General features: G+C 66.2%; 22 protein-coding genes. 5 read left to right on the forward strand and 17 right to left on the reverse strand.

The features are described 5' to 3' along the window. Positions 1 to 76: 76 nt before the first annotated feature. A complete protein-coding gene (locus tag BDO18943_RS23625; RefSeq protein WP_175024250.1) occupies positions 77 to 1,006 on the forward strand; it encodes a LysR family transcriptional regulator in 930 nt (309 codons plus the stop codon). 184 nt (positions 1,007 to 1,190) lie between these two features. Here BDO18943_RS23625 and BDO18943_RS23630 read toward each other — a convergent pair whose 3' ends face one another. The 7 genes from BDO18943_RS23630 to BDO18943_RS23660 form a co-directional block, all read right to left on the reverse strand. Then, positions 1,191 to 2,024 carry an OmpW/AlkL family protein gene (locus BDO18943_RS23630; RefSeq protein WP_175024251.1) on the reverse strand — a complete coding sequence of 278 codons (834 nt, stop codon included), beginning with the start codon at positions 2,022 to 2,024 and terminating at the stop codon, positions 1,191 to 1,193. Between the two features lie 18 nt (positions 2,025 to 2,042). Continuing rightward, the gene (locus BDO18943_RS23635) at positions 2,043 to 3,284 is read right to left on the reverse strand and encodes a DUF2957 domain-containing protein (RefSeq protein ID WP_175024252.1); all 1,242 of its coding nucleotides are present in this window, start codon (positions 3,282 to 3,284) and stop codon (positions 2,043 to 2,045) included. A gap of 143 nt (positions 3,285 to 3,427) precedes the next feature. Then, a complete protein-coding gene (locus BDO18943_RS23640) occupies positions 3,428 to 4,861 on the reverse strand; it encodes a DUF2957 domain-containing protein (RefSeq protein ID WP_175024253.1) in 1,434 nt (477 codons plus the stop codon). A 435-nt stretch (positions 4,862 to 5,296) separates the two neighbouring features. After that, positions 5,297 to 6,247: an N-acetyl-gamma-glutamyl-phosphate reductase gene (gene argC, locus BDO18943_RS23645; RefSeq protein ID WP_175024254.1), complete on the reverse strand. Its 951-nt coding sequence runs from the start codon at positions 6,245 to 6,247 to the stop codon at positions 5,297 to 5,299. Between the two features lie 154 nt (positions 6,248 to 6,401). After that, positions 6,402 to 6,974: a flavodoxin family protein gene (locus BDO18943_RS23650; protein ID WP_089449728.1), complete on the reverse strand. Its 573-nt coding sequence runs from the start codon at positions 6,972 to 6,974 to the stop codon at positions 6,402 to 6,404. A 221-nt stretch (positions 6,975 to 7,195) separates the two neighbouring features. After that, on the reverse strand, positions 7,196 to 7,789 hold the full coding sequence (locus BDO18943_RS23655; RefSeq protein ID WP_175024255.1) for a YbhB/YbcL family Raf kinase inhibitor-like protein: 594 nt from the start codon (positions 7,787 to 7,789) through the stop codon (positions 7,196 to 7,198). Between the two features lie 241 nt (positions 7,790 to 8,030). Further along, a complete protein-coding gene (locus tag BDO18943_RS23660; protein ID WP_006752465.1) occupies positions 8,031 to 8,717 on the reverse strand; it encodes an orotate phosphoribosyltransferase in 687 nt (228 codons plus the stop codon). A 460-nt stretch (positions 8,718 to 9,177) separates the two neighbouring features. On the opposite strand from BDO18943_RS23660, the gene BDO18943_RS23665 reads away from it, so the two are divergent. Next, positions 9,178 to 11,448 (forward strand): NADP-dependent malic enzyme, encoded by a 2,271-nt coding sequence (locus BDO18943_RS23665; RefSeq protein ID WP_175024256.1) that lies wholly within the window; start codon positions 9,178 to 9,180, stop codon positions 11,446 to 11,448. 145 nt (positions 11,449 to 11,593) lie between these two features. On the opposite strand, the gene BDO18943_RS23670 is transcribed toward BDO18943_RS23665, so the two are convergent. After that, entirely contained in the window at positions 11,594 to 15,184 is a 3,591-nt protein-coding gene (locus BDO18943_RS23670) for an indolepyruvate ferredoxin oxidoreductase family protein (protein ID WP_175024257.1), read from the reverse strand. 330 nt (positions 15,185 to 15,514) lie between these two features. Here BDO18943_RS23670 and BDO18943_RS23675 point away from each other — a divergent pair, with 330 nt between their 5' ends. Then, on the forward strand, positions 15,515 to 15,709 hold the full coding sequence (locus BDO18943_RS23675; protein WP_089449731.1) for a hypothetical protein: 195 nt from the start codon (positions 15,515 to 15,517) through the stop codon (positions 15,707 to 15,709). A 132-nt stretch (positions 15,710 to 15,841) separates the two neighbouring features. Here the strand turns inward: BDO18943_RS23675 and hppD are convergent, their stop codons facing one another. Further along, entirely contained in the window at positions 15,842 to 16,939 is a 1,098-nt protein-coding gene (gene hppD, locus BDO18943_RS23680; protein ID WP_175024258.1) for a 4-hydroxyphenylpyruvate dioxygenase, read from the reverse strand. A 212-nt stretch (positions 16,940 to 17,151) separates the two neighbouring features. Between hppD and BDO18943_RS23685 the strand changes: the two genes are divergently transcribed. Next, positions 17,152 to 17,676 (forward strand): Lrp/AsnC family transcriptional regulator, encoded by a 525-nt coding sequence (locus tag BDO18943_RS23685; protein ID WP_011350656.1) that lies wholly within the window; start codon positions 17,152 to 17,154, stop codon positions 17,674 to 17,676. A 58-nt stretch (positions 17,677 to 17,734) separates the two neighbouring features. Here BDO18943_RS23685 and BDO18943_RS23690 read toward each other — a convergent pair whose 3' ends face one another. The 8 genes from BDO18943_RS23690 to paaA form a co-directional block, all read right to left on the reverse strand. Beyond that, entirely contained in the window at positions 17,735 to 18,382 is a 648-nt protein-coding gene (locus BDO18943_RS23690) for a GNAT family N-acetyltransferase (RefSeq protein ID WP_164462503.1), read from the reverse strand. A 244-nt stretch (positions 18,383 to 18,626) separates the two neighbouring features. Then, on the reverse strand, positions 18,627 to 19,232 hold the full coding sequence (locus BDO18943_RS23695; RefSeq protein WP_175024259.1) for a TetR/AcrR family transcriptional regulator: 606 nt from the start codon (positions 19,230 to 19,232) through the stop codon (positions 18,627 to 18,629). Positions 19,233 to 19,248: 16 nt separating this feature from the next. Beyond that, positions 19,249 to 20,073: a DUF1835 domain-containing protein gene (locus BDO18943_RS23700; RefSeq protein ID WP_043191883.1), complete on the reverse strand. Its 825-nt coding sequence runs from the start codon at positions 20,071 to 20,073 to the stop codon at positions 19,249 to 19,251. A 128-nt stretch (positions 20,074 to 20,201) separates the two neighbouring features. Beyond that, entirely contained in the window at positions 20,202 to 21,290 is a 1,089-nt protein-coding gene (gene paaE / locus BDO18943_RS23705; RefSeq protein ID WP_175024260.1) for a 1,2-phenylacetyl-CoA epoxidase subunit PaaE, read from the reverse strand. Positions 21,291 to 21,295: 5 nt separating this feature from the next. Further along, a complete protein-coding gene (gene paaD, locus BDO18943_RS23710) occupies positions 21,296 to 21,856 on the reverse strand; it encodes a 1,2-phenylacetyl-CoA epoxidase subunit PaaD (protein ID WP_175024261.1) in 561 nt (186 codons plus the stop codon). Between the two features lie 25 nt (positions 21,857 to 21,881). Then, positions 21,882 to 22,685 (reverse strand): 1,2-phenylacetyl-CoA epoxidase subunit PaaC, encoded by an 804-nt coding sequence (gene paaC, locus BDO18943_RS23715; protein ID WP_175024262.1) that lies wholly within the window; start codon positions 22,683 to 22,685, stop codon positions 21,882 to 21,884. Between the two features lie 10 nt (positions 22,686 to 22,695). Then, positions 22,696 to 22,980 (reverse strand): 1,2-phenylacetyl-CoA epoxidase subunit PaaB, encoded by a 285-nt coding sequence (gene paaB / locus BDO18943_RS23720; protein ID WP_010092957.1) that lies wholly within the window; start codon positions 22,978 to 22,980, stop codon positions 22,696 to 22,698. A gap of 40 nt (positions 22,981 to 23,020) precedes the next feature. Further along, positions 23,021 to 24,019: a 1,2-phenylacetyl-CoA epoxidase subunit PaaA gene (gene paaA / locus BDO18943_RS23725; RefSeq protein WP_175024263.1), complete on the reverse strand. Its 999-nt coding sequence runs from the start codon at positions 24,017 to 24,019 to the stop codon at positions 23,021 to 23,023. A 197-nt stretch (positions 24,020 to 24,216) separates the two neighbouring features. Here paaA and BDO18943_RS23730 point away from each other — a divergent pair, with 197 nt between their 5' ends. After that, positions 24,217 to 25,488, forward strand: coding sequence for an SGNH/GDSL hydrolase family protein (locus tag BDO18943_RS23730; RefSeq protein ID WP_175024264.1), 1,272 nt, complete (start codon positions 24,217 to 24,219; stop codon positions 25,486 to 25,488). Positions 25,489 to 26,004 lie beyond the last annotated feature (516 nt).

The raw sequence follows: 26,004 nt of genomic DNA on the forward strand, positions 1-26,004 counted from the left end.
GTAGGAGTACCCATCGTAGGTGTCCGATGTTTATGCGACAATTGAAATATCTCTAACATGATTATGCGAGTTTGTTTTGAATACGCGTGATCTCCAGGCATTCGTCGCGGTGGTCGACAGCGGGTCGATGGTCGCCGCGGCCGCGAAGCTCCACCTGACGCAGCCGGGCCTGACGCGGCGCGTGCAGAACCTCGAAACGCTGCTCGGCATGCCGCTGCTCGACCGGCAAAGCAAGCCGCTGAAGCCGACCGCCGCCGGGCGCGACGTCTACGCGCTCGCGCGCAACGTGCTGGGCGCGGTCGACGAACTGATGGCGGCGGGTGCGCCCGACAGCGAGCCGTCGGGCGAGCTGCGCATCGGCGTGCCGCCGTTCCTGTCCGAGCTGGCGCTCGAGCAGCCGATCGACCGGCTGCGCGACGCGTTTCCGCGCCTGACGCTGCGGGTGACGGCCGGCTGGTCGCCGGCGCTGATGCAGGGCGTCGAGCGCGGCGCGCTCGACGTCGCGGCCGTGATGGTGCCGGCCAGCGCGGCGCTGCCCGATGCGTTCACGTCGACGCTGCTCGGCACGCAGCCGACGGTGCTCGTTGCCGCGCGCGACTATCCGCTGCCGGACGGTCCGCTGTCGATCGATACGCTGTCGGGTTATCCGTGGGTGCTGAGTCAGGACGGCTGCGGGATGCGTTCGGCGCTGAGCCGCTCGCTCGGCGCGGCCGGGCTGCCGTTCGATGTCGCGGTCGAGGCGTTCGGCTCCGAGCTGCAGCTGTCGCTCGTCGCGCGCGGCGCGGGCATCGGCATTGCCGCGCCGAACGCGCTGGCGCGCAGCGCGCATCGCGATGCGCTGAGGGTGGTGGAAACGGTGGGGCTGGAGACGCGGATCAACGTGTGGATCGTGCACGGCGCGCTGCCGGGCCGTCTGGTGCGGCCTGTCGCACTGCTGCGCGATGCGCTGGGCGAGGTGCTCGACCAGGTAAACAGGGCGGGGTCAGATGCAATGAACGCCATCTAGAGGCGGCATTCGAGGGAAAATCCTTATTTTCTCTACGGAAATGTTGCAATGCGGAAACCGATTCGCTATAGTTGCACCTGTCTCCTCCATGTCTCCTCTGATATGGATTCAGCCCGCCTCTTAGGCGGGCTTTTTTTTGCCTGCGATTTTGTCGCGGCCTTCCATTCGTCGTCCGTCGCGGCGCTCAGAACTTGTACGTCATCCCGACGTAGCTGATGATCGGGTCCGCCTTCAGGTCCGATTTCGACTCCGAGAGCACCGTGCCGTCGGCCGCCTTGATCGTCACCGTCGACGTCGTCTTCAGCGGAATGTACGTCACCGACGCGATCAGCCCGAAGTGCTCGGTCATGTTGTACTGCAGGCCCGCGTTGAACACCGGCTGCCATGACGACGACGCCTTCGCTTCCACCGATGTCGTACCCGGCTTGCCCGCGCCCGCCGCGAGAATCGCGCCGAGGTTGTCCTGCGTCTGCTTGATGAAGTTCGAGTTGAGCTGCAGGTCGCTGAACCAGTTGTACGACACGCCGAGGCCGAGGAACGGCCGGAACTTCGCGGTCGCCGCGCCGAAGTAGTACTGCAGCAGCATCGCCGGGCTCCACTGCCGCACGCTCTTCACGATCGGGTTGACCGACGCCAGCCCGATGTTCTGCGTGCCGAGCGCGCCGGCGGGGCCGGGCGGCCTGATCGTGCCCTGGCCCGACACCTTGAACACCGGCGGCACGCCGGCCACCGACGTCACCGCGATGTGGTCGGTGAGGAAGTGGCTGACCGTCAGGCCGACCGTGTCGGCGCCGCTCGTGCGCAGCCCGGTGCCCGGCGACGTGAACGACGGCGGCAGCCGCAGCGGCGTGTTGATCGGCGTCGGCGCGACGTTGGTCGTCATCGGCGTGCTGCTCTGCTGCGGCATCACGTGGAACCAGCCCAGCGTGACGACGTTGCTGCCGGCGCTCTGCGCGTGCGCCGCGAGCGGCGCCAGCACGGCGGCGCCGGCCGCCGCGCAGAGAAGGGTTTTCTTCATCACGGCTTCCCCCTCCGCTTACTGGACGAACGCGCCGATCGTGAAATACGGCGTCGATCCGGCGTTGTCGAGGAACCCGAACACGCCACCCGTGAAGATGAACTTGCCGGTCGGCGTCGTGCTGCTGGCACCCGTATGGATCGTCGTGACCGTGCCCGGCACCGTCTGCGTGTAGTCGAGATCGAGCGCGGTCGCGAGCGACGCCTGCGACGCGTTGAACGGATCGAGCAGCGTGGCCTGCTTGTCGGTCAGCGCGGTGGTGCGGTAGTCGAACTGGCTGTCGACGCCGATGTACTCGCCGTTCTGCGAGCCGACTGCGATCGTCGTCTGCGGTGCGAGGATCGAGATGCTCGATTCGTCGTCGGCGGTGAGGCCCGGCACGCCGTTGCTGTTCGGCGTCGGGTTCGGGTTCGCGACGCCCGTGCGTACGAGGATCGGCACGAGCTGGTTGCGCAGCTTGCCGACGATCATGAAGCCCTTGCCCTGCGGCGTCGCCGACAGCGTCGGTTTCAGCTGGCTCGCGTAGTTGTTCGACTGGAACGCACCGCTGCCGTCCGCCGACTGCACGAAGTTCGTGCCTTGCTGCGTGCACGCGCCGCCGGCGAACTGGCCGGTCGTGTCGCACTTGGTCCAGCTGCCGTCGGCGTTGATCGTCACCTTCGCGTCGATCGATGCCGGCGCGAATTTCTGCGACGGCACCTCACCGAAGCCCGTATGACTGTATGTGCCCGCCACCTTCGTGATGTCGGTCTCGATCGACGAGAAGCCGATGAACGGGTAGTACGGGAATTTCGTGTCGGGCACCGCGGCCTGGCCGAGCACGCCGTTGAACTGGATTTCCTTGCCGGGAATCGTGCCGCCCGCGACGCCCATGCCGACGAAGATGCGCGCCGGGCGCGACGGATCGAGGCTCGCGCCGTTCAGGCGGAACGCGCACTGGTTCAGCTTGTTGGTCGGCAGCAGCGTTTCCTGCGTGAGCGTGCCGCTGTCGACGGTGCCCGCGCGGGTCGGCACGACGGTGCCGGTCGTTTGCGGCACCGGTGATTCGACATAGGTGACCTGCCAGGTCATCTTGGTCGTGTCGAGCTGGACCTTCGCGAGTTCGCCGCTGCCCGCGCCACCCGTAAACACGGTGCTGTAGTCGAGCGTGGCAGGACAGAGCCGGTCTTCGACGAGCGGGGGCGGATTGTCGCTGCCGCCGCCGCAGGCGGAAAGAAGGGGGGCGGCAAGGGCCGCCGCCAGAATGAGGTTGCGCTTCATGTTGCTCCTCCAGATTTGTCTTGTGCGGCGGCCAGCTCCCTGTCGGCCGCTTCTGTTGGTTGTGCTCGTCCTGCCTGCGCCGTGCCGCGCGCGCTCGTGCGTTCCGCGACGGCGGCCAGCCCGCCGTCGCGTCCTCGTTCGCTCTACTTGCTGATCTGCGCGCCCACGCCGAAGTACGGTGTCGACGACGTGGTCGAGTTCGCCGACGTCGACGTGACGCCGCCGTTCACCGTGCCCTGGATCAGCGCCGCGTACAGCCCGCCCGTCGCGATCACCACGCCCGATGCGGACGGGTAGTTCGCGCCGCTCGGCGGCGTCGTCGCCGCGTTCAGCAGGCCCGGCGTCGTCTGCCCGTAGTCGAGCGTGAAGCCGTCTTCCTCGACCTGCGTACTCGGGTTGATGAACGACGCGTTGCCGCCGCGGATCAGGGCCGCCGTGTACTTGAAGTTCGAGTCCGCACCCGCGTAGCCGCCGTCGATCGTGCCCGACGTGATTGCCGTCGCCGCGCCGAGCACCGCGATGCCCGATTCGTCGTCGACCTGCGCATCGGTATGCAGCGGCGCCGTGCCGAGGTTCACGTTGCCCGTACGCACGATCACCGGCACCGTCGCACCGTTGAGCTGGCCGATCACCATGTGCGCGGTCGCCGACTTGCCGGTCGCGCCGATGAGCGGCAACTGCGTTTGCGGCAGCGTCTGCGGCGCCTTCGTGCTGTCGAAGTAGCCGCCGTTCGCGGTGTTCGCGGTCCACGGGTTGCCGGTCGTCTGGCAGCCGCCCGAACTCGTCGACGTGCAGGCGCCGTTCCCGTCGAACGTCTCGCTCGAGTTCGTGCCCTTCGTCGCGTAGTTGCCCGACGGCACGAGGTGGTAGATCAGCGCGTTGTACGTGCCCGGCAGCTTCGTGATGTCGGTCGTCGTGTTCGCGAAGCCGAGGAACGGATAGAAGTCGAAGTGGCGCTTCGGCACCTGGCCGACGTTCTGGTAGAGCACGACCGGGCCGAGCGCGATCGTCAGCCCGTCGTACTGGACCGTCGCACCCGGAATGCCGCCGCCCGCGACGCCCATGCCGACCAGCAGCATCGGCGGGTTCGCCTGGTTGAAGTCGGCGGCCGTCGAGTACGTGGCGCCGCTCGGCGCCTTGCCCGTGCCCGGCGTGAGGATGAATGCGCAGCGCGTCTGCTCGGCGGTCGGCAGCGTGCCGGCCGGCGGGTGCATGACCGCGCCGGTGATCGTCGTGCCGGCGCGGCTCGGCGTGACCGTGCCGGTCGCGAGCGGAATCGGCGATTCGAGCCACTTGAGCGTGTAGGTCATCGCCACGGCGTCGATGTTGACGCTGACGATCTCGCCGCTACCGGCGCCGCCGAGATACGTGCTCTTCACGATGTCGGCGTCGGCCGGGCACAGCGAGCCGTTGACGGGCTGCGACGGCGGCGGCCCTTGCGTGCCGCAGCTGGAACCGGAACATTGGGGCGCGTTGATCGGCGCGACTGCGCCGCCGGAATCTCCCCCTCCACATGCAACCAGGAAAGGGGCAATGGCAAAGGCCGTTGCCACCCCCTTCGATAAGGTGTGCGACATGCCGCTGTCTCCAATCGTTTAATTGTGCGAGCTAATGTCGCCGCCTTGATTTTTGCTGTCAATTGATGAACCCGTCTAAAAAAGGCGATTGAAACGGGTATCGTGTTTTGCGCCCTTGCCTGACACGGCATTCGGTAAGAATTTAAACGTGAGGCGGGCCGCCGGAAGCTGCCGGAGTGGGGGATGTGCGACGCCGGGCAGGCCGGCGGAGAGCCTTCCTGCGTATAACGGCAGCGTTTAAAGCGGCGGTATCCGGTATATCCCTATTCGGGATTGACTGGATAAAGAAGAGGCGGAATTAATTCACTGGTAATCGCGCAATGGAAAGCTTGTAAATAATTGTAAATGCGCGATCCGGAATTTTTTATATATTGCCCGATACGGGTAAATAAAAAGCCGGCCAGTGGCCGGCTTTGCATTGCATACGGTGCTGAATCAGCGTTTGAGACCGGCGTCCTCGGCCGCGCCGATGTTCAGGTTCATGCACTGGATCGCGGCGCCCGACGCGCCCTTGCCGAGGTTGTCGAGGCGCGCGACCGTGACGAAGCGCTCTTCGTTGCCGAACACGAACAGGTCGACCCGGTTCGTGTCGTTGTTCGCCTGCACATCGAAGAAGCCGCCGTCGAGGTTCGCGTCCGCATCGAACGGCGCGACGCGCACGAATGCTTCGTCCGCGTAGTACTCGGCGAACACGCGCTGCACGTCCTGCGGCGTCGCACGCTTCGCGAGCTGCTCGGGCGTGAAGTAGGTCGTCACCGCGAGACCCTTCAGGAACGGGCCGACGATCGGCGTGAAGATCGGCGGGTTCGCGAGGCCCGTGTGCGCGGCCATTTCCGGCAGGTGCTTGTGCGTGAGGCCGAGCGCGTACGGGCGCGGGCTCGCGAGCTTGCCGCCCGGCGCCGCGTTTTCGTAGTCGGCGATCATCGACTTGCCGCCGCCGCTGTAGCCGGTGATCGAGTAGCTGTGCGCGGCGAACGTCGGCGCGACGATGCCCGCATCGACGAGCGGACGCATCGCGAGCACGAAGGCCGACGCGTGGCAGCCCGGCACGGCGATGCGCTTCGACGTGCGAATCTTCTCGCGCTGCGTGCGGGTCAGTTCCGGTAGGCCGTACGCCCAGTCGGCGCTGGTGCGGAACGCGGTGCTCGCGTCGATCAGCGTCGTGTTCGGGTTCTCGACGAGCGAGGCCGATTCGCGCGATGCGACGTCCGGCAGGCACAGGAACGTGACGTCCGACGCGTTGATCAGGCGGCGGCGCTCTTCGACGTCCTTGCGCTTCGCTTCATCGATGCGCAGGATCTCGATGTCGCTGCGTGCCGACAGGTATTCGAAGATCTTGAGGCCGGTCGTGCCTTCCTGGCCGTCGACAAAAACTTTGGTGCTCATTTCGCTCTCACTGAATGAAACGGGGGCCCGCGCCCTGAAACCGCCATTTTAAGACGTCATCTGGCGGGCCTGCACCGCGCGGGGCGAAAAAAAGACGGCCGGCGGGCCGTCTTGTGTCCCTTTGGCGCCCGGCGGCGCGGGCGCCGGGGCGTGCTCAGCTGCGGCCGGCGACCCAGCGGGCCGTCGCTTCGGCGACCCGCCGGCCGAACGCCTTCCCGGTCTCGAGGTCGCCCGGCAGCGGGCCTTCGTCGGGCGTCGCGTCCGCCGGCGACTGCGCGAGCAGGCCCGTCGAGCCGCCCAGGTAGTTGATGTCGTTGCGCGTGGCCGCCTTCGAGTTGGCCGGCATCAGGCTCGTGCCGACCCACACCATCCCATGCTGCATCGCCAGCGTGACGAAATATTGAATCGTCGAGAACTTGTCGCCGTTCATCGTCGCGGAGTTCGTGAAGCCCGCGGCGATCTTGTCTTTCCATTTCTGCGTGAACCACGCTTTCGACGTCGCATCGGCAAACTGCTTGAACTGCGCCGACGGGCCGCCCATGTAGGTCGGCGCGCCGAACACGATCGCGTCGGCTGCGTCGAGCGCGGCCCAGCCCGCGTCGTCGACGTCGCCGACGGCGAGCAGGCGCACGGTCGCGCCGGCGTCCTGCGCGCCCGTGTGAACGGCCTCGGCCAGTTTCTGCGTGTGACCGTAGCCGCTGTGATAGACGATGACGATGTTCGACATGAGGCGTTCTCCGGAAAGGAACGGGGACGGCGGACCGCAGGTGCGCCGCGTCACGCGTCGCCGGCGGGCGGCGCGACGGATGCGCGGCGTGGCGCCGCGACCGGTGACGACGAGTCTAGCAAGCCGAAATGACGGGAAAACGCGCGGGTGCGGCGGACGGAATTTCGCGGCGGCAGGCAATCGCAGTGCGGCGACGCGCAAGGCCCGACGCCCGACGCTCGCTATTGCCCGTAGTTGACCGTGAGTTGTGCGGTGCCGATCGCCAGCGTGCCGATCTCGTGCTCGAACATCGGCGCGGGGCGGCCCTGCGCGACGCGCAGGTCGTCGCCCTTGAGCGCGTAGACGGTGATCACATAGCGATGCGGCTTGCCGGGCGGCGGGCACGGGCCGCCGTAGCCGTCGATCCCGAAGTCGTTGCGCGCCTCGCTCGCGCCGATGCGCCGCAGGAAGCCGGACGCGCTCGCGTCGGCGGGCAGGCTCGTGACGGTTGCCGGAATGCCTGCCACGGCCCAGTGCCACCAGCCGTGCCCCGGCGCGTCGGGATCGAAGAGCGTGACCGCGTAGCCGCGTGTGCCGGGCGGCGGGTTGTGCCAGGCGAGCTGCGGCGAGTGATTGCCGCCCTTGCAGTCGCCGCGGTCGAACACGTTCGCGGCGCGGACGCGCCCGCCCGGCGTCAGGTCGTCGCTCGTCACGGTGAACGCGCCTTCCGCATGCGCGGGCAGGGCAGTGAGGAGGGCGGCGTAAAGGAGGGCGGCGAGGAGCGGCGACGGGCGACCCGCTGGCGCAGGCGGAGTGATCCGGCGATCCACACGCATATGGCGCTTCTCCCGTCACGTAGGCCGGACCGATGCTTCCGGCGTTGTTGGCGTTGTGCGTTGCCCGCGCAGCTGATGGCAGCGATGGATCAAGTCTAGCATTAGGGTTCGATGAGCGATGCACGCCGCGACCCGTGGTCGCGATCGCTTTCTGCACGAATCGACGGACGAAAAAAAAGCCGCCCGCGATGAAGCGGGCGGCTTGTTCAGCCAGGACACCGGCCTGGGGGCCGGCGCGGCGTCATTCCTTCGGGGCCGTCGCGCCGCCGTGCGCAGCCGACCACTCGGCCGGTGCGTGCAGGAATTTCTCGACTTCGTCGAGCGTCTTCGTCTCGAAGTAGCCCGACGCCTTCGCGACGCGCAGCACGTCCCACCACGTGGCGAGCGCGTGCAGGTCGACGTCGATGTCCTTCAGAACCGACACGCTTTCCTTGAAGATGTTGTAGTGGAACAGCACGAAGCAGTGGTTCACCGTCGCGCCCGCGGTACGCAGCGCGTTGACGAAGTTGATCTTGCTGCGGCTGTCGGTCGTCAGGTCTTCCACGAGCAGCACGCGCGAGCCTTCTTCCAGATGGCCTTCGATCTGCGCGTTACGGCCGAAACCCTTCGGCTTTTTGCGCACGTACTGCATCGGCACCATCATCCGGTCGGCCAGCCATGCCGCGAACGGGATACCGGCCGTTTCGCCGCCGGCCACCGAGTCGATCTGCTCGAAGCCGACGTCGCGCATGATCGTCGTTTCCGCCATTTCCATCAGCGCGCGGCGCACACGCGGATACGAAATCAGCTTGCGGCAGTCGATATAGACGGGGCTTGCCCAGCCGGACGTGAAGATGAACGGTTTTTCTGCATTGAAGTGCACTGCCTGTACTTCGAGCAGGATTTTGGCGGTCGTATCCGAGATCGACTGACGATCGTAGCCTGTCATGGGCATTCCTTGGGTGATGAGCGAAGAGCGGGCGCGGGCCCGGTGGCGCAGCAAGGGGAACCTGCCCAGGGGGCCGGGGCGCGATCGGAGGGCCAATCGCATCGCTGCGCGCGTAGCCCGCTATTTTACCCGATTCAGGCCGGTTTTCGGCGGAATTCGCGCGGGTTCGCCCCGTGGCTCACCACCGGCGAAACAACTGGGGTCTGACCGCTCGCGCGCTGATGCGGAGGATGCGGCGCTGCACCAACATGCGTCATTTAGGGGGTGTACACTAGGCGACCCTTAGAAATCGTTCAGTACTTTGTACTTTCCTCTTGCCACCCGCCAAGGTTCGATGGCGTGCCGACCCGGCGCGTCGCGTGCCGTCTCGCAGTCGATCACCCTCTCGATTCAAGCAGACGCGGCCGAAGGTGCAGCGTACTGAACCGTCAATATTTCGCATGTCTCTCGCAGGTCAATCATGGACGAACAACTGAAGCAGGCCGCACTGGCTTATCACCTGAACCCGAAACCCGGCAAGATTTCGGTCACCCCGACCAAGCCGCTGTCGAACCAGCTGGATCTGTCGCTCGCGTATTCGCCGGGCGTCGCCGCTGCGTGCGAAGCGATCCACGCCGATCCGCTCGACGCGCAGAAGTACACGTCGCGCGGCAACCTCGTCGGCGTCATCACGAACGGCACCGCCGTGCTCGGCCTCGGCAACATCGGCCCGCTCGCCGCGAAGCCGGTGATGGAAGGCAAGGGCTGCCTCTTCAAGAAATTCGCGGGCATCGACGTGTTCGACATCGAACTGTCGGAGTCCGACCCCGACAAGCTCGTCGAGGCGATCGCGATGCTCGAGCCGACGCTCGGCGGCATCAACCTCGAGGACATCAAGGCGCCGGAATGCTTCTACATCGAGCAGAAGCTGCGCGAGCGCATGAAGATCCCCGTCTTCCACGATGACCAGCACGGCACCGCGATCATCGCGTCGGCTGCGATCCTGAACGGCCTGAAGGTCGTCGGCAAGAAGCTGTCCGAAGTGAAGCTCGTGTGTTCGGGCGCGGGCGCTGCGGCGATCGCGTGTCTGGACCTGCTGGTGAACCTCGGCCTGACCAAGGCGAACATCCTCGTCGCCGATTCGAAGGGCGTGATCTACGAAGGGCGCGGCAACCTCGACCCGTCGAAGCAGCGCTACGCGGCGACCACCGACGCACGCACGCTCGCCGACGCGATCGTCGGTGCGGACGTGTTCCTCGGCTGCTCGAGCGCGGGCGTGCTGAAGCAGGACATGGTCAAGACGATGGGCGACCGCCCGCTGATCCTGGCGCTCGCGAACCCGGAGCCGGAAATCCGCCCGGAAGACGCGAAGGCCGTGCGCCCGGACGCGATCGTCGCGACCGGCCGTTCGGACTACCCGAACCAGGTCAACAACGTGCTGTGCTTCCCGTTCATCTTCCGCGGCGCGCTCGACGTCGGCGCGACGACGATCACGGAAGAAATGAAGCTCGCATGCGTGCGCGCGATCGCCGAGCTGGCGCAGGAAACCGACCAGAGCGAAGAAGTCGCGAAGGCGTATGAAGGCCACTCGCTCGAATTCGGGCCGGACTACCTGATTCCGAAGCCGTTCGATCCGCGCCTGATCATCAAGATCGCGCCGGCCGTCGCGCAAGCCGCGATGGATTCGGGCGTTGCCACCCGCCCGATCCAGGACATGGACGCATACCGCGAGCAGCTCGGTGCGACCGTCTACCGCACCGGCATGGTGATGCGCCCGGTGTTCGCGACCGCGAAGCAGAAGCAGGCCCGCATCGTGTTCGCCGAGGGTGAAGACGAGCGCGTGCTGCGCGCCGCGCAGTTCGTGCTGCAGGAAAAGATCGCGAAGCCGATCCTCGTCGGCCGTCCGTCGGTCATCGACATGCGCCTCGCGAAGATCGGCTCGAAGCTGAAGGCCGGCACCGATTTCGAAATCGTCGATCCGGAAGACGATGCGCGCTACCACCGCTACTGGCAGGCGTATCAGGAGATCGGCGCGCGTGACGGCGTGACGCCGGAAGTCGCGAAGGCGGCGATGCGCAAGTTCAACACGCTGATCGGCGCGATGCTCGTGCACCTGGGCGACGCGGACGGGATGATCTGCGGGATGATCGACACGTTCCACAGCCACCTGAAGTTCATCGAGCAGGTGCTGGGCCGCGCGAAGGGCGCCGAGCACTTTGCAGCGATGAACCTGTTGATGCTGCCGGGCCGCAACCTGTTCGTGTGCGATACGTACGTGAACGAGCTGCCGAGCGCCGAACAGCTCGCCGACATGACGATCCAGGCCGCGGCCGAGATCGAGCGCTTCGGCATCGCGCCGAAGGCTGCACTGCTGTCGAACTCGAACTTCGGCAGCGCGCCGTCGTCGTCGTCGCGCCGGATGGGCGAGGCTCGCAAGCTGATCGTCGAACGCGCACCGAACCTCGAAGTCGACGGCGAAATGCACGGCGACGCGGCGCTGTCGGAAATGATCCGCAAGCAGGCCTTCCCTGGCACGACCCTGTCGGGCGAAGCGAACCTGCTGATCATGCCGAACGTCGAAGCGGCAAACATCGCGTACAACCTGCTGAAGATGGTCGGCGGCGAAGGCGTGACGGTTGGCCCGTTCCTGCTCGGCGCAGCGAAGCCGGCTCACATCCTGACGCCGGCCGCGACCGTGCGCCGGATCATCAACATGACGGCGGTTGCCGCCGCGAACGTGAACACGAAGTAAGTCCACGCCCGCGTGCGCCGCGCTTCACGCGCGGCGCAATGAAAAACGCCACGGAACCTGCGTTCCGTGGCGTTTTTTTATTGTGACGCGAGCCGGTAGCCGCTCGCCGGCGGGCATCCGGACCGCGAATGCCCGCCGCGTGCCGTTACGCGACCTGCTGGTGCGACTGGCCGCCGGCCGGCGCACGCCACTTCGCGAGCAGCGTGTTCCACTTCTGGCGTACCGCGCGCAGGTTGTTCTCCTTCACGTGGCCATAGCCGCGAATGCCGTCCGGCAGCGCCGCGAGCTCGAGGGCGAGCGGGCGGTTGGCCGCGTTCAGCTTTCCGAGCACCTCGCCGATCAGCGCTTCGTACTCGCCGATCAGCGCGCGTTCGGTGCGACGCTCGTCGGTACGGCCGAACGGGTCGAGCCCCGTGCCGCGCAGGAACTTCGCCTTCGCGAGCAGCCGGAACGCCGACATCATCCACGGGCCGTACGCCTTCTTCACGAGATGGCCGTGTGCATCCGTCTTTGCGAACAGCGGCGGCGCGAGGTGGAATTTCAGCTTCCAGTCGCCTTCGAACTGCGCAGTCAGGCGCGCGAGGAACGCCGGGTCGGACTGCAGCCGTGCGACCTCGTATTCGTCCTTGTACGCCATCAGCTTGAACAGGTTGCGCGCGACCGCTTCGGTCAACTGCTCCTGCACCGTGTCGCCGTCTGCCAGTGCGCGCTCGGCCGCGCGCACCTTGTCGACGAATGCCGCATAGCGCGATGCGTACGCGGCATTCTGGTACGCGGTGAGGAATTCCACACGCTTCGCGATCAGGGCATCGACCGCCTTCTTCGTGTGCAGCGCGATCACCGTGGCGCCTTGCGCGGGGCGCGCGTCGCCGGCCGCGGCCTGCTTCACGCTCGCCAGGTCGTGCGCGGCGCGGCGGCCCCAGTCGAAGGCCGCACGGTTCTTCTCGACCGATACCGCATTCAGCTCGATCGCGCGGACGAGCGACGCGAGCGTGAGCGGCAGCCAGCCTTTCTGCCACGCGTAGCCGAGCACGAACGGGTTCGTGTAGATCGCGTCGCCGAGCAGCGCGACCGCGAAGCGGTTCGCGTCGATGAAATCGACGGCTTCGCCGGCTGCTGCGCGGATGTCGTTTTCGGCGGACAGGCCCGGGAACGCCCAGTTCGGGTTCTTGATGAACTCGGCGGTCGGCGTCTGCGCGCTGTTGACGACCACGCGCGTCGTGTCGTGCCGCATCCGCGACGTGCACTCGTCGCCGGCCGTGACGATCGCGTCGCAGCCGATCACGAGGTCGGCTTCGCCCATCGCGATCCGGGTTGCGTGGATGTCGGTCGGCGCGTGCGAGATCTGCACGTGGCTCATCACGGCGCCGCCCTTCTGCGCGAGGCCGGTGACGTCGAGCACGGTCACGCCCTTGTTCTCGAGGTGCGCGGCCATCCCGAGCAGCGCGCCGATCGTGACGACGCCCGTACCGCCAACGCCCGTGACGAGCACGCCGTATGCACGGTCGATGTCCGGCAGCGTCGGTTCAGGGATCGGCGGCAGTGCGTTGCCGTCGACCGACACGGCCTTCGGCTTCTTCAACTGACCGCCCTCGACCGTGACAAAGCTCGGGCAGAAGCCCTTCACGCACGAGAAGTCCTTGTTGCAGCTCGACTGGTTGATCTGGCGCTTCGTGCCGAATTCGGTTTCCAGCGGTTCGACCGACAGGCAGTTCGACTGCACCGAGCAGTCGCCGCAGCCTTCGCACACCGCGTCGTTGATCACGACGCGCTTGGCCGGATCCGGATACGTGCCGCGTTTGCGGCGGCGGCGTTTCTCGGTCGCGCAGGTCTGGTCGTAGATCAGGATCGTCGTGCCTTCGATCTCGCGCAGCTCGCGCTGCACGTCGTCGAGCTGGTCGCGGTGATGGATCGTCACGCCCGGCGCGAGCAGCGTCTTCTGGCTGTCGTACTTCTCCGGCTCGTCGGTGACGATCACGATCTTCTTCGCGCCTTCCGACGCGAGCTGGTGCGTGATCTGCGGCACCGTCAGCACGCCGTCGACCGGCTGGCCGCCCGTCATCGCGACGGCGTCGTTGTAGAGGATCTTGTAGGTGATGTTCGCCTTCGACGAGATCGCCGCGCGCACCGCCAGCAGGCCCGAGTGGAAATAGGTGCCGTCGCCGAGGTTCGCGAACACGTGCTTCTCGTCCGTGAACGGCGCCTGGCCGATCCACGGCACGCCTTCGCCGCCCATCTGGCTGAAGGTGCTCGTGCTGCGGTCCATCCACACGGTCATGTAGTGGCAGCCGATGCCGGCGATCGCGCGCGAGCCTTCCGGCACGTTGGTCGACGTGTTGTGCGGGCAGCCCGAGCAGAACCACGGCTTGCGCTCGGTCTGCACGTGCGGCTTCGCGAGCGCCATTTCCTTCGCGGTGATCACGGCGAGCCGCGCGGCGATGCGTGCGCGCACGTCGGACGGCAGCTCGAACTTCTCGAGGCGCGTCGCGATCGCCTTCGCGATGATCGCGGGCGACAGCTCGTAGTGCGCGGGCAGCAGCCAGTTGCCCATCGGCACCGACCATTCGCCGCCGGCGCCGTCCTTTTCGTCGAACTTGCCGAATACGCGCGGCCGCTGGCCGTCGGGCCAGTTGTACAGCTCTTCCTTGATCGCGTATTCGAGGATCTGGCGCTTTTCCTCGACCACCAGGATTTCGTCGAGGCCGCGCGCGAACGCCTGCGCGCCCTGCGCTTCGAGCGGCCACACGCAGCCGACCTTGTAGAGCCGGATGCCGATCCGCGCGCAGGTTTCATCGTCGAGGCCGAGGTCGGTCAGCGCCTGGCGTACGTCGAGGTACGCCTTGCCGCCGGTCATGATCCCGAAGCGCGCGTGCGGCGAATCGATCTCGATGCGGTCGAGCTTGTTCGCGCGCACATAGGCGAGCGCCGCGTACCACTTGTAGTCGAGCAGCCGTGCTTCCTGCACGAGCGGCGGGTCGGGCCAGCGGATGTTCAGCCCGCCGTCCGGCAGGATGAAGTCGGTCGGCAGCACGATCTCGGTACGATGCGGGTCGATGTCGACCGATGCCGACGATTCGACCACGTCCGTCACGCACTTGAGCGCGACCCACAGGCCCGAGTAGCGGCTCATTGCCCAGCCGTGCAGGCCGAAATCGAGATATTCCTGCACGTTGGACGGGAACAGCACCGGCAGCCCGCAGGCCTTGAAGATGTGTTCGGACTGGTGCGCGAGCGTCGACGATTTCGCTGCGTGGTCGTCACCGGCGAGCACCAGCACGCCGCCGTGCTGCGACGAGCCGGCCGAGTTCGCGTGCTTGAATACGTCGCCCGTACGGTCGACGCCCGGGCCCTTGCCGTACCACATGCCGAACACGCCGTCGTGCTTCGCGCCGGGGTACAGGTTGACTTGCTGCGAGCCCCACACGGCGGTGGCGGCGAGATCTTCGTTGAGGCCGGGCTGGAAGACGATCTGGTGGGCTGCCAGGTGCTGCTTGGCTTTCCAGAGCGACAGATCGAGGCCGCCGAGCGGCGAACCGCGATAGCCGGAGATGAAACCGGCGGTATTGAGACCGGCGGCACGGTCGCGTTCCTGCTGGAGCATCGGCAGGCGCACGAGGGCCTGGATGCCGCTCATGTACGCGCGACCGCGTTCCAGTGTGTATTTGTCATCAAGCGTGACGGACTTCAGCGCGGCTTCCAGGGACGCGCGTTGGCCTGCGTCTAGCGGGGCATTCATTAACAGTCTCCTCCACCCAGTTTGGGATCACCAAAACTCGACTGCTTCGGGCATCTTGTGGACGCGTCGGCAGTGGCCGGCATATTGGCCGGTTTTAAGCGATGGTAGCACTGGGGCAAACCCGCCGCCCATCGGTTGGAACGCGGGGGAATTGCGGCGGCGCATCAGAAAAACAGGGTGGAACCATGCGTTACATCATGTAAAAGCATGTAAAGCCGGGTTCATCTGCGGGCAAATGCCGTTAATCTTGTCGGCCTGCCGGAGGTGCCCGGTCGCGTTGGCTTGTTTCCACGCAATCGGGGAGGCGCCGGCAGTTTTACAGGAGGTGCAATGAACACACGTCATATCCAGAGTTTCCTGATCGTGTCCGCCGCGTTTTTCTCGATGACGGGCCCGGTGCACGCGCGAGGCGCGAGCGCACTGGCGGCAGCCGGCGCGCAGATGCAGCAGATCGTGCCGGCCCAGGACGCCGTCGCGCAGCCGTCGGCCGAGCGCGCCGTCGCGTCGAAGGCGAACGCGCGTTGATCCGGTCGCGCGGCCTGCGGGCCGCGCCGGAATGCAAAAAGGGCGGGAATCCAAGGATTCCCGCCCTTTTTCTTTGTGCCGCCGGATCGTGCGGGCTGCCGGGTTGCCCCGGGCAGCCGCCCGCCGGATGCGTCAGGCCTTGTCCTGCACGACGCCGCGACGGATCTGGTCGAGTTCGATCGATTCGAACAGCGCCTTGAAGTTGCCTTCGCCGAAGCCCTGGTTGCCCTTGCGCTGAATGATCTCGAAGAAGATCGGCCCGATCTGGTTCTCGGTGAAGATCTGCAGCAGCAGGTCGTCGCGCGCGCCGTCGATCAGGATCTTGCGCTTCTTCAGTTCTTCCAGCGATTCGCCGTGGTCCGGTACGCGGCGATCGACCAGTTCGTAATACGTGTCGATCGTGTCGAGCAGCTTCACTTCCTTGCTGCGCAGGCCGTCGACCGCCTGGTAGATGTCGCTCGCGCCGAGCGCGATGTGCTGGATGCCTTCGCCGTGGTACGCGTCGAGGTATTCCTGGATCTGGCCGGCCGTATCCGAGCCTTCCTCGTTGATCGGGATGCGGATCTTGCCGCACGGCGACGTCATCGCCTTCGACTTCACGCCCGTCACCTTGCCTTCGATGTCGAAGTAGCGCACTTCGCGGAAGTTGAACAGGCGCTCGTAGAACTCGGCCCATTCCTGCATGCGGCCGCGATGCACGTTGTGCGTCAGGTGGTCGATATAGGTGAGGCCGTGGCCGACCGGGTTCGGGGTCGCGCCGGCGATCGGCTCGAAATCGACGTCGTAGATGCTGATGTCGCCGATTGCGCCCGGCTGCGCGCCGTTCTTGCCGCGCCAGCGGTCGACGAAGTAGATCAGCGAATCGCCGATGCCCTTGATCGCCGGGATATTCAGCTCCATCGGGCCCGTCTTGTTGTCGAAGCCCCAGGCGCCGAGTTCCAGCGCGTGCTTGTACGCCTTCGAGGCGTCCTGCACGCGGAACGCGATTGCGCAGATCGACGGGCCATGCAGGCGTGCGAAGCGTTGCGCGAACGAATCGGGTTCGGCGTTGATGATGAAGTTGATGTCGCCCTGGCGGTACACCGTCACGTCCTTGTGGCGGTGGCGCGCGATCGCGGTGAAACCCATCCGTTCGAACAGTTGTCCGAGCGCTTTCGGGTCCGGTGCCGTGTATTCGATGAATTCGAAGCCGTCGGTGCCGACGGGGTTGTCCCAGTTCGGGATCTGCATGGCGTGTCTCCTGTGGGGGCGATCGGCCGGGGCGGTGTGCGCATACCCGGCGTGGTTCGATGTCGAACGTGGCACACGCGGCGGCGTGCGCGACGACTCGGTACGTGCGACAGAGTGTAGCGGGCAGCCGCGAGCGTAAACTTGCGAACTTAATTGCCCGAACTTACGATGGCGCAATTTCCAGTCTCAAACCATTCATTGGAGGGCAGAAGATGGCGCAAGCCGAATTGGATGCCATCGACCGGCGGATTCTCGCGATTCTTCAGGAGAACGGGCGCCTGTCGAATCAGGAGATCGCCGAGCGCGTGAACCTGTCGCCGAGTCCGTGTCTGCGGCGGATCCGGCGGCTCGAGGAGATCGGCGTGATTACCGGCTATGTCGCGCTGCTGAATCCGCAGAAGCTCGGGCTCGACCTGCTCGCGTACGTGAGCGTACGGCTCGAGAAGCGCGGCGGCCTGGCGCCGGTCCGGGCCGACGAAACGTCGGCGCGCGCGGGCGCGACCCATGCGGAGCTGTTTCGCGCGGCCGTGCAGACCTGGCCGGAAGTGGTCGCGTGCCACGCGATGACGGGGGATATGGATTACCTGCTGCGTGTGCAGGTCGAGGACATGGCGCATTTCTCCCGCTTCGTGCAGGAGCATTTGCTGCATCACCCGTCGGTGATCGACGTGAAGACGAGCTTTTCGCTCGAATGCTTCAAGGAAACGACGGCGTTGCCGATTCGTTCGGTGCGCTAGTGCGCGGCGGGGAAGGGGGAGGCCGGGCGCGCGGCAGGCGCGGCCCGGCTGGCTGAAGTTACGCCGTCAGCGCGGCGGGCATCAGCGATTCGATGAACTTTGTGGTGCGGCGCGCCTGGCGCTTCATCGCGTAGTCGAACACCGCGGCCTGCTCCTGCAGCATCTCGGCGATGATCGTCGAGTGGTCGGCCGGCGGCAGCGACAGGTACGCATCGGCTTCGCCGTACGCATACTCGATCCGCATCCCGGATTTCTTCGCGATGTGCATCATCGTCGCGTTACGCGACAGGCAGTGCATGTACAGCATCGTCACGTGCGTGTTGCGGCTGCGGATCGCCGCGCGCTCGAACAGCTTCGAGCCGACGCCGCGGCCGCGTGCGCTTTCGAGCACCGACACGCCGAATTCGGCCGTGCGCTTGTCGCCCTCGGCCGGCAGGTAGGCCAGGTGGCCGACGCCGATCAGTTCGAGGTCGTGGTCGAACACGCCGAACACGGTGTCGCGGCCGAAGTCGATCGTGCGGACATAGTTCTCGATCACGTGGTCGGGCACCATCTGGCCGAAGCGCAGCAGGCGGTCCTCTTCGTCGAGCGAGAGAAAGTGGGTGAGCATTTGCTCACGGTCTTTGGAAGCCAGTTCCCTGACGAGAACCGGCGCACTACCGGCGTTGCCGACGACATCGGCAGTGCCGTTGAATTGCGTGTTCATCGTGGGTTCCTCAATGTGTGACCGTACAGCGGGTTGTGCAATGCAACAGCATTTTACCCGACCGTCAGCCCCCGGATTGGGGAAAACCCGTATTTAACGATGTTTAAGCTGGAGGATGAATTCTAAATCTGCTTAGTTAATTGTCTATCTATTTGATTTTTAATGAGTTTAAAATTCGTCATATGAAATGCGCGGCGGGCGGTCGCAGTGTGCCCGTCGCGCAACGTTTGCTGCTGCGCGGCAATCAGGCGGCCGTCGACAGCCCGCGTTCGATCAGGTCGATCACCTGCTCGGCGAAGTCGCGGTAGCCGAGGCGGCCGCCGGGCTTCAGCCAGGTGAACGTCCAGTTGATCATCCCGAACACCATCATCGTCACGGACGTCTGGTTTTCCTTCGAGATGCGGTCCGGGTACGCACGTGCGAGCTGCCGCGTGAACGCCGCGACGATGTCGCGCTGGCGGTCGAGCACGATTTCGCGCTGCGCGTCCTCGAGATACTTCACGTCGTTGAGCAGCGCGACGTGGCGGCTGTGCGATGTCTCGTACTCGCCGAGGAACGCGCGCACGAGCTCCGCGAACGCATCGCGCTCGCTGAGGCCGCGCCGCTGGCTCGCCCCTTCGACCTCGGCGATGATCAGCATCAGCCGTTTCGTGTAGCGGTCGAGCAGGTCGAACAGGATCGCTTCCTTGCTCTCGTAATAGTGATAGAGGCGTGCCTTCGACGTGCCGCTCGCGGTCGCGAGATCGGACATCGACGTGCTCGGGTAGCTCGTCTGAGCGAATTTCTCGGCGGCCAGATCGAGGATCTGCTCGCGCTGGGATTCGTGGTCGGGCGCTCGGGTACGGGCCATGGTCGAATACGGAAGATTAGCGGTGCGGGGTGGCCGCGCGGGCCGCGCGCACCTGCGTAGAAGAGAGGGCGTCGGGCGCGTCGTCCTGCAGCTCGAGTCGGCCGGCTGCCGCGAGCTCGCGGCAGCGCCACCAGGCGATCGAGTCGCTGACGAACAGCCCGCCGCGGTCGGCGTCGGCCATGATGCTGCCGACGAGGCGCCCCGCGGGCAGCCAGTCGGCTTCCGCGCGCGCGACGATCAGCGCGTCGAGATCCGCATAGTGGCCGCTCTTGATCGTGTTGCTGACCCAGTAGCGCAGCTCGGCGTTCAGGTGCTTCGCCTCCTGCCATTCGAGCGCGAGGCGGCCGATGCGCAGTACCGAGATCGGCGCGGCGACCGGCCGCTTGCGTGCCAGTTCCGCGGGCGAGAACATGCCGGTCGCGCATGCCTGGTCGGTGCGTGACAGCGACGCGCGCTGCGCGGTGTCGAGATCGGCGGCCGACAGCCGTACTTCGTTCAGGCGTTGCGGGACGTTGCGCAGGTGATAGGCGACGCGGCGCAGCAGCAGCTTGTCGCCGACACTCGGCGCGTGCCACACGACGACCTGGCCCGTATCCATAGCGAGCTGGTCGAGGCGTGCGAACTCGCTTTCGATCTCTGCGTTCCAGTCGGGAATCCGGTCGCCGAGCACGCGCTGCCAGAAGACGGCGCGCGTGTCGGGTGCCTCGTCGGCGCCCTTGAGCGGCCCGACGCCGAGGTCGTCGAGCAATCCGACGACGAGCTCGTCGCGTCCGGCTTGCGCGAGTGCCTCGCGCAGCGACTCGGCGGCGGTGCCGCCCTGAATCACATGAATGGTACTCATCGGCCTGTCGTCAACAAAAGAAAACCGCCGGCCGGGCGGACGTTGCGATGTCCAGCCGGCCGGCGGCCCCTAGTGTAAGCGAGATGTGTGACGGCGAGAAACCGTCAGGCGCCGCGACGCGACGTCGCTCAACGCTCGTCGAAGCTCACGACGACCTTGTCGCTGATCGGGTGGCACTGGCACGTGAGCACGAAACCATCCTTCACTTCATGCTCCTCGAGCGTGTAGTTCTTCTCCATCCGAACCTCGCCTTCGAGCACCTTCGCCCGGCACGTGCAGCACACCCCGCCCTTGCATGCGTACGGCAGCGCGAGGCCCGCGCGCAGGCCGATATCGAGCAGGCTCACGCCTTCGTACGGCAGCCGCAGCTTGCGCTTCTTGCCGTCGAGCACGATTTCCAGGTCGGCCGCCGGCGTCTGGTCGGTGATTTCGACGATCGGGGCGCCGGCCTGCGGCAGCGGCGTGCCGAAGCGCTCGACATGCACCTTCGCCTGCGGCACGCCGGCCGCCTTCAGCGCGGCTTCGGCCGCATCCATCATCGGCGCGGGGCCGCAGATGAACGCCTCGTCGATCGCGTCGGCCGGTGTCAGCGTGCCGAGGAATTCCGCGCATTTCGCCTGGTCGAGCACGCCGTTGAACAGCTCGACGTCCTGCTGGTCGTCCGACAGCACGTGATAGAGGACGAAGCGGTTCATGTAGCGGTTCTTCAGGTCCTCGAGCTCCTCCGCGAACATGATCGCGTCGACGCTGCGGTTGCCGTAGATCAGCGTGAACGTGCTGCGCGGCTCCAGTTCGAGCGTCGTTTTCACGATCGCGAGCACCGGCGTGATCCCGGAGCCGCCGGAAAACGCGACGTACTGCTTGCCGTGATCGGCGTTCAGGTGCGTGAAGAACCGGCCGTCCGGCGTCATCACGTCGATCGTGTGGCCCGGCTTGAGCGAGTCGAACGCGAAGTTCGAGAAGCGCCCGCCGCGCACGCGCTTGATGCCGATGCGCAGTTCGCCGTCACGGTCGTAGTCCGTCGTGCCGACACAGATCGAATACGAGCGGCGCGTTTCCTCGCCGTCGATGTGGGTCTTCAGCGTGACGAACTGGCCCTGCGTGAAGCGGTACGCGTCGCGCAGCTCGGGCGGCACGTCGAAGGAGACGGTCACGGCGTCGGCGGTCTCGGGCCGCACGTCGCGGATACGCAGCGGATGAAATTGCGGGGTCGCCATATCGATTAATAGGGTTTGAAGTAGTCGAAGGGTTCGCGGCAGTCGACGCAGCGATACAGCGCCTTGCAGGCCGTGGACGCGAATTGCGCGAGACGCTCGGTACGGGCGGAGCCGCAGCGCGGGCACGCGGGCGCAGCGACGGGCCGCGGCACGAAACGCACGACGTTCTCCCGCGGCGCGGCGGTGCCGCACTGGCCGACCGGCGGCGCGATGCCGTACGCGCGCAGCTTGTCGCGCGCTTCCTGCGTAATCCAGTCGGTCGTCCAGGCGGGCGCGAGCACCGTCTCGATCCGGTGCGGCGGCAGGCCGGCGGCCTGCAGCGCGGCGGCGATGTCCTCCGCGATCTGCGACATGGCCGGGCAGCCCGAGTAGGTCGGCGTGATCACGACTTCGAGCTGGCCGTCGTCCGCGCGGCGGACGTCGCGCAGGATGCCGAGCTCGCGGATCGACACGACCGGGATCTCGGGGTCGGGCACGGCTTCGAGCACGTCCCATGCACGGGCGAGCAGCGGGTCGGCGTGGCGCGCGGCAGGCACGGCGTGAGCGGGGGCGGTCTGGACGGACATCGTCGGGCTCCGTTGGGGCGGCTGGTTACCAGCTCGCGCCGGGATGCTGGCGCGCGAGGCTCTGCATTTCGGCGAGCAGGTAGCCCATGTGTTCCGAGTGCTCGCCCTGCTTGCCGGTCGTCACGTGCTGCACGGGTGCCGGCAGCGTGAGCGTCGCCTCCGCGAGCGCGTCGTCGACGTCCGCGCGCCATGCCGCTTCGAGCGCGGCCGGCGCGGGGGCGATGCCCGCGGCGGCGACCGCATCGTCGATCGTATCGGCGGCGAAGCATTCGCGCGTGTACGGCGTCAGGTAGTCGAGCGCGTCCTGCGCACGACGGTGCGATTCGTCGGTGCCGTCACCGAGGCGAACCAGCCACTCGCGTGCGTGCTGCACGTGATAGCGGGTTTCCTTCACCGATTTCGCGGCGATCGCGGCGAGCTGCGTGTCGGTCGACGTTTCCAGTGCGCTCCACACGTGCAGCATCAGCGCCGAGTACAGGAAGTTGCGCACGATCGTGACCGCGTAGTCCTTGTCGGCGTGTGCGGTACCGGCGATCGGGCCGTAGTGCGGCAGCTCGGCGAGCGTGAAGTTCGCGAACTCGCGCTCGGCGCGGAAGTACGCATAGTCGTCCTCGGTCTTCGTCGCGCCGGTGAGCTGGCGCTCGAGTTCGGCCGCATGCGTATACAGCATGCGCGCTTGGCCGATGAGGTCGAGGCTCATGTTGGTGAGCGCGATGTCTTCCTCGAGGATCGGGCCGTGGCCGCACCATTCGGCGTTGCGCTGACCGAGGATCAGCGTGTTGTCCGCGAGGCGCAGCACGTAGGAGAGGTGTTCGGGCGTGATCGTCATGGCGCGGGCGTTACATGTGGTTGACTTCGTCGGGCAGCGTGTAGAACGTCGGGTGACGGTAGATCTTGTCGCCCGCCGGCTCGAACAGCTCGGCCTTCTCGTTCGGATCCGACGCGGTGATCGCCGACGACGGCACCACCCAGATGCTCACGCCTTCCTGGCGGCGCGTGTAGACGTCGCGCGCCATGCGCAGCGCCATCGACGCGTCGGCGGCGTGCAGGCTGCCGCAATGCTTGTGGTCGAGCCCCTGCTTGCTGCGTACGAACACTTCCCAGATCGGCCATTCCTTGTTCATCACTTTCTCCTGAATCCTGAATTCGATGGTGTGCCGCCGCTCAGGCGGCGTGCTGTTCGGCGCGCGCGCGGCGCTTGGCTTCGTGGGCGAGTGCGGCTTCGCGCACCCACGCGCCGTCCTGGTGCGCTTTCACGCGGGTCGCGAGGCGTTCCTTGTTGCACGGGCCGTCGCCGTTGACCACGCGCCAGAATTCGTCCCAGTCGATCGTGCCGTAGTCGTGGTGGCCGCGCGCCTCGTTCCACTTCAGGTCCGGGTCAGGCAACGTCACGCCGAGCACCTTCGCCTGGTCGACCGTCGCGTCGACGAACTTCTGCCGCAGGTCGTCGTTCGAGATCCGCTTGATGCCCCATTTCGCGGACTGGCTGCTGTGGACCGAATCGGCGTCGCTCGGGCCGAACATCATCAGCACGGGCCACCACCAGCGGTTCACGGCCTGCTGGACCATCGCGCGTTGCGCATCGCTGCCCTTCATCATCGACAGCAGCGCGTCGAAACCCTGGCGCTGGTGGAACGATTCTTCCTTGCAGACGCGGATCATTGCGCGCGCGTACGGGCCGTACGTGCAGCGGCACAGCGGGATCTGGTTCATGATCGCGGCGCCGTCGACGAGCCAGCCGATCACGCCGACGTCGGCCCAGGTCGGCGTCGGGTAGTTGAAGATGCTCGAGTATTTCGCCTTGCCGGCGAGCAGCGCGTCGATCAGCGAATCGCGCGATACGCCGAGCGTTTCGGCCGCGCTATAAAGATAGAGACCGTGGCCGGCTTCGTCCTGGACCTTCGCGAGCAGGATCGCCTTGCGCTTCAGGCTCGGCGCGCGCGAGATCCAGTTGCCTTCGGGCAGCATGCCGACGACTTCCGAGTGCGCGTGCTGCGAGATCTGGCGAACCAGCGTCTTGCGATAGGCATCGGGCATCCAGTCCTGCGGCTCGATCTTGCCGTCGGCGGCCATGACCGCATCGAACCGCGCCTGCTCGGGCGACTCGGCTGCGGCGTCGAGCGGCGCGACGTTGCCGGGGATGTCGAGGGATTGCGTGTACATGGCGAGGCTCTCGTCCGGTTGAATGTGTGCGAAGTATAAACCAACCGACCGGTCGGTTAATAAATTTCTTGCGGATTTGCGGCGAGACTCGGGTAAACGAGGGACGTTGGGGCGCGATCGGGCGACGTGAGGGTGGCCAACACGTGGGGCCGCGTCTTCTGCGGCACAATGCCCGCTTTCCGACGAGGATTTTGCCGATGTCATTCCGAAGCAGTATCGCCGCGGCCGTGTTGGGCGCGGCTGTCTTTGTCTCGCCGCTCGTGGCGTCGGCTTCGGCCGCGCCGGCCGGATGGGTTGCCGCGTGGGCGACTGCACTGCAGCCGATTCCCGACCTTGCCGCACCGCCGCCGCTCTATCGCGCGCCCGACGTGGCCGGACGCGCCGTGCGCCAGATCGTCTATCCGACGGTGTCGGGGCGCGCCGCGCGGATCCGCGTCAGCAATGCATACGGTCGTGCGCCGCTGGTCGTCGAGGCGGCGAGCCTCGCGCGCGCCGGTGAAGGGGCGGCACTCGCCGGCGGTGCGGCGGTGCCGGTCCGGTTCGGCGGCAAGGCGTCGGTGACGCTTGCGCCGGGCCAGGAACTCGAAAGCGATCCGGTGGCGATCGACGTGGCGGCCGGGCGCCAGTATGCGATCAGTCTCCAGATGGGGCCGAACCAGCGGATGACGGTCTGGCACCGCGTGTCGAACCAGTTCAACTACGTGTCCGTACCGGGCGATCACGTGAGTGATCCGGGCGCCGCCGCGTTCCGCACCCGTTTTACCCAATATGCGTGGGTGACCGAGCTCGCAGTCGAGACCGGTTCCGCACGCGCCAGCGTAGCCGCGATCGGCGATTCGATCACTGATGGGCTGCGCTCGAGCGTGAACCGCAATCGCCGCTGGCCGGATGCGCTTGCGCATCGGCTGACCGCCTCCGGCGTGGAGTCGATCGGCGTCGCGAATCTTGGTATCAGCGGGAACCGGCTGCTCAGCGACTCGGCGTGCTACGGCACGTCGCTGGCGTCGCGTTTCGAGCGCGATGCACTGTCGCGGGCAGGTGTGAAGGCGGCGATCGTGCTGATCGGGATCAACGACATCAACTTCGCGGTGATGCCGCCGCGCGCGGGGCTCGATTGCGACCACCCGCATACGCAGGTCACGGCCGCATCGCTGATCGACGGCTACCGCCGGCTGATCGACGCGGCGCACCGTCAGGGCGTGAAGGTCTTCGGCGCGACGCTGACGCCGGCCGGGCTGCCGGCGGGGCGCGAGGCGATCCGCCTCGAGGTGAACCGGTGGATCCGAAGCGGTAGCGGGTTCGACGGTGTGGTCGACTTCGATGCGGTGCTGCGCGATCCGGCGCGCCCGAGCGTGCTGCAGCGTCGCTACGACAGCGGCGACGGCATTCATCCGAGCGACGCCGGCTACACGGCGATGGCCGACGCAGTGCCGGTCGAGCAACTGCAGGCTGCAGTGGGCGGCAAGTGATGCCCCTCTATATATAGAGTGAAGTATTGCCGGCGGCAGGGAGGTCGGCGGCGTCATGCGGCCGGTCGAGCCGCAAGCCCCCGTGCGCGGTAGCGCACGGGGGCTTTTTCAAAATATTTTCACAAAGGGGCTTGCGTAGTTGGGGGCGGGTGCTTAGAATCACGCCTCTTTCGCGCTAACGGAAACACGGCGCGGAAGAGGGAAGCAAGGTTGGCGGTGTGCTGCAGTCTGGAGCGCGCCACTGGCCTGGAAGTTGAACCCCGCGGTCGCAACGATGTAGTGAAAAAAGTTGTTGACGAAATGCGAAACACGGTTCATAATCTCGCTTCTCTGCTGCTGAAAACGCAGCGCTGCTGAGAAACACGAAGTTCCTCGCAGAAATGCTCTTTAAAAATTAACAGCCGATAAGTGTGGGCGCTTGATGGAAGCGAGCTGATCTTCGGATCAGATAGCGAAAGTATCAAGAGTCTCACACTAAAGTAAGTCAGGTTTATGAAGCAATTCATATTCCTGTCA

The organism is Burkholderia aenigmatica (genome assembly GCF_902499175.1).
Taxonomy (GTDB): Bacteria; Pseudomonadota; Gammaproteobacteria; order Burkholderiales; family Burkholderiaceae; genus Burkholderia; species Burkholderia aenigmatica.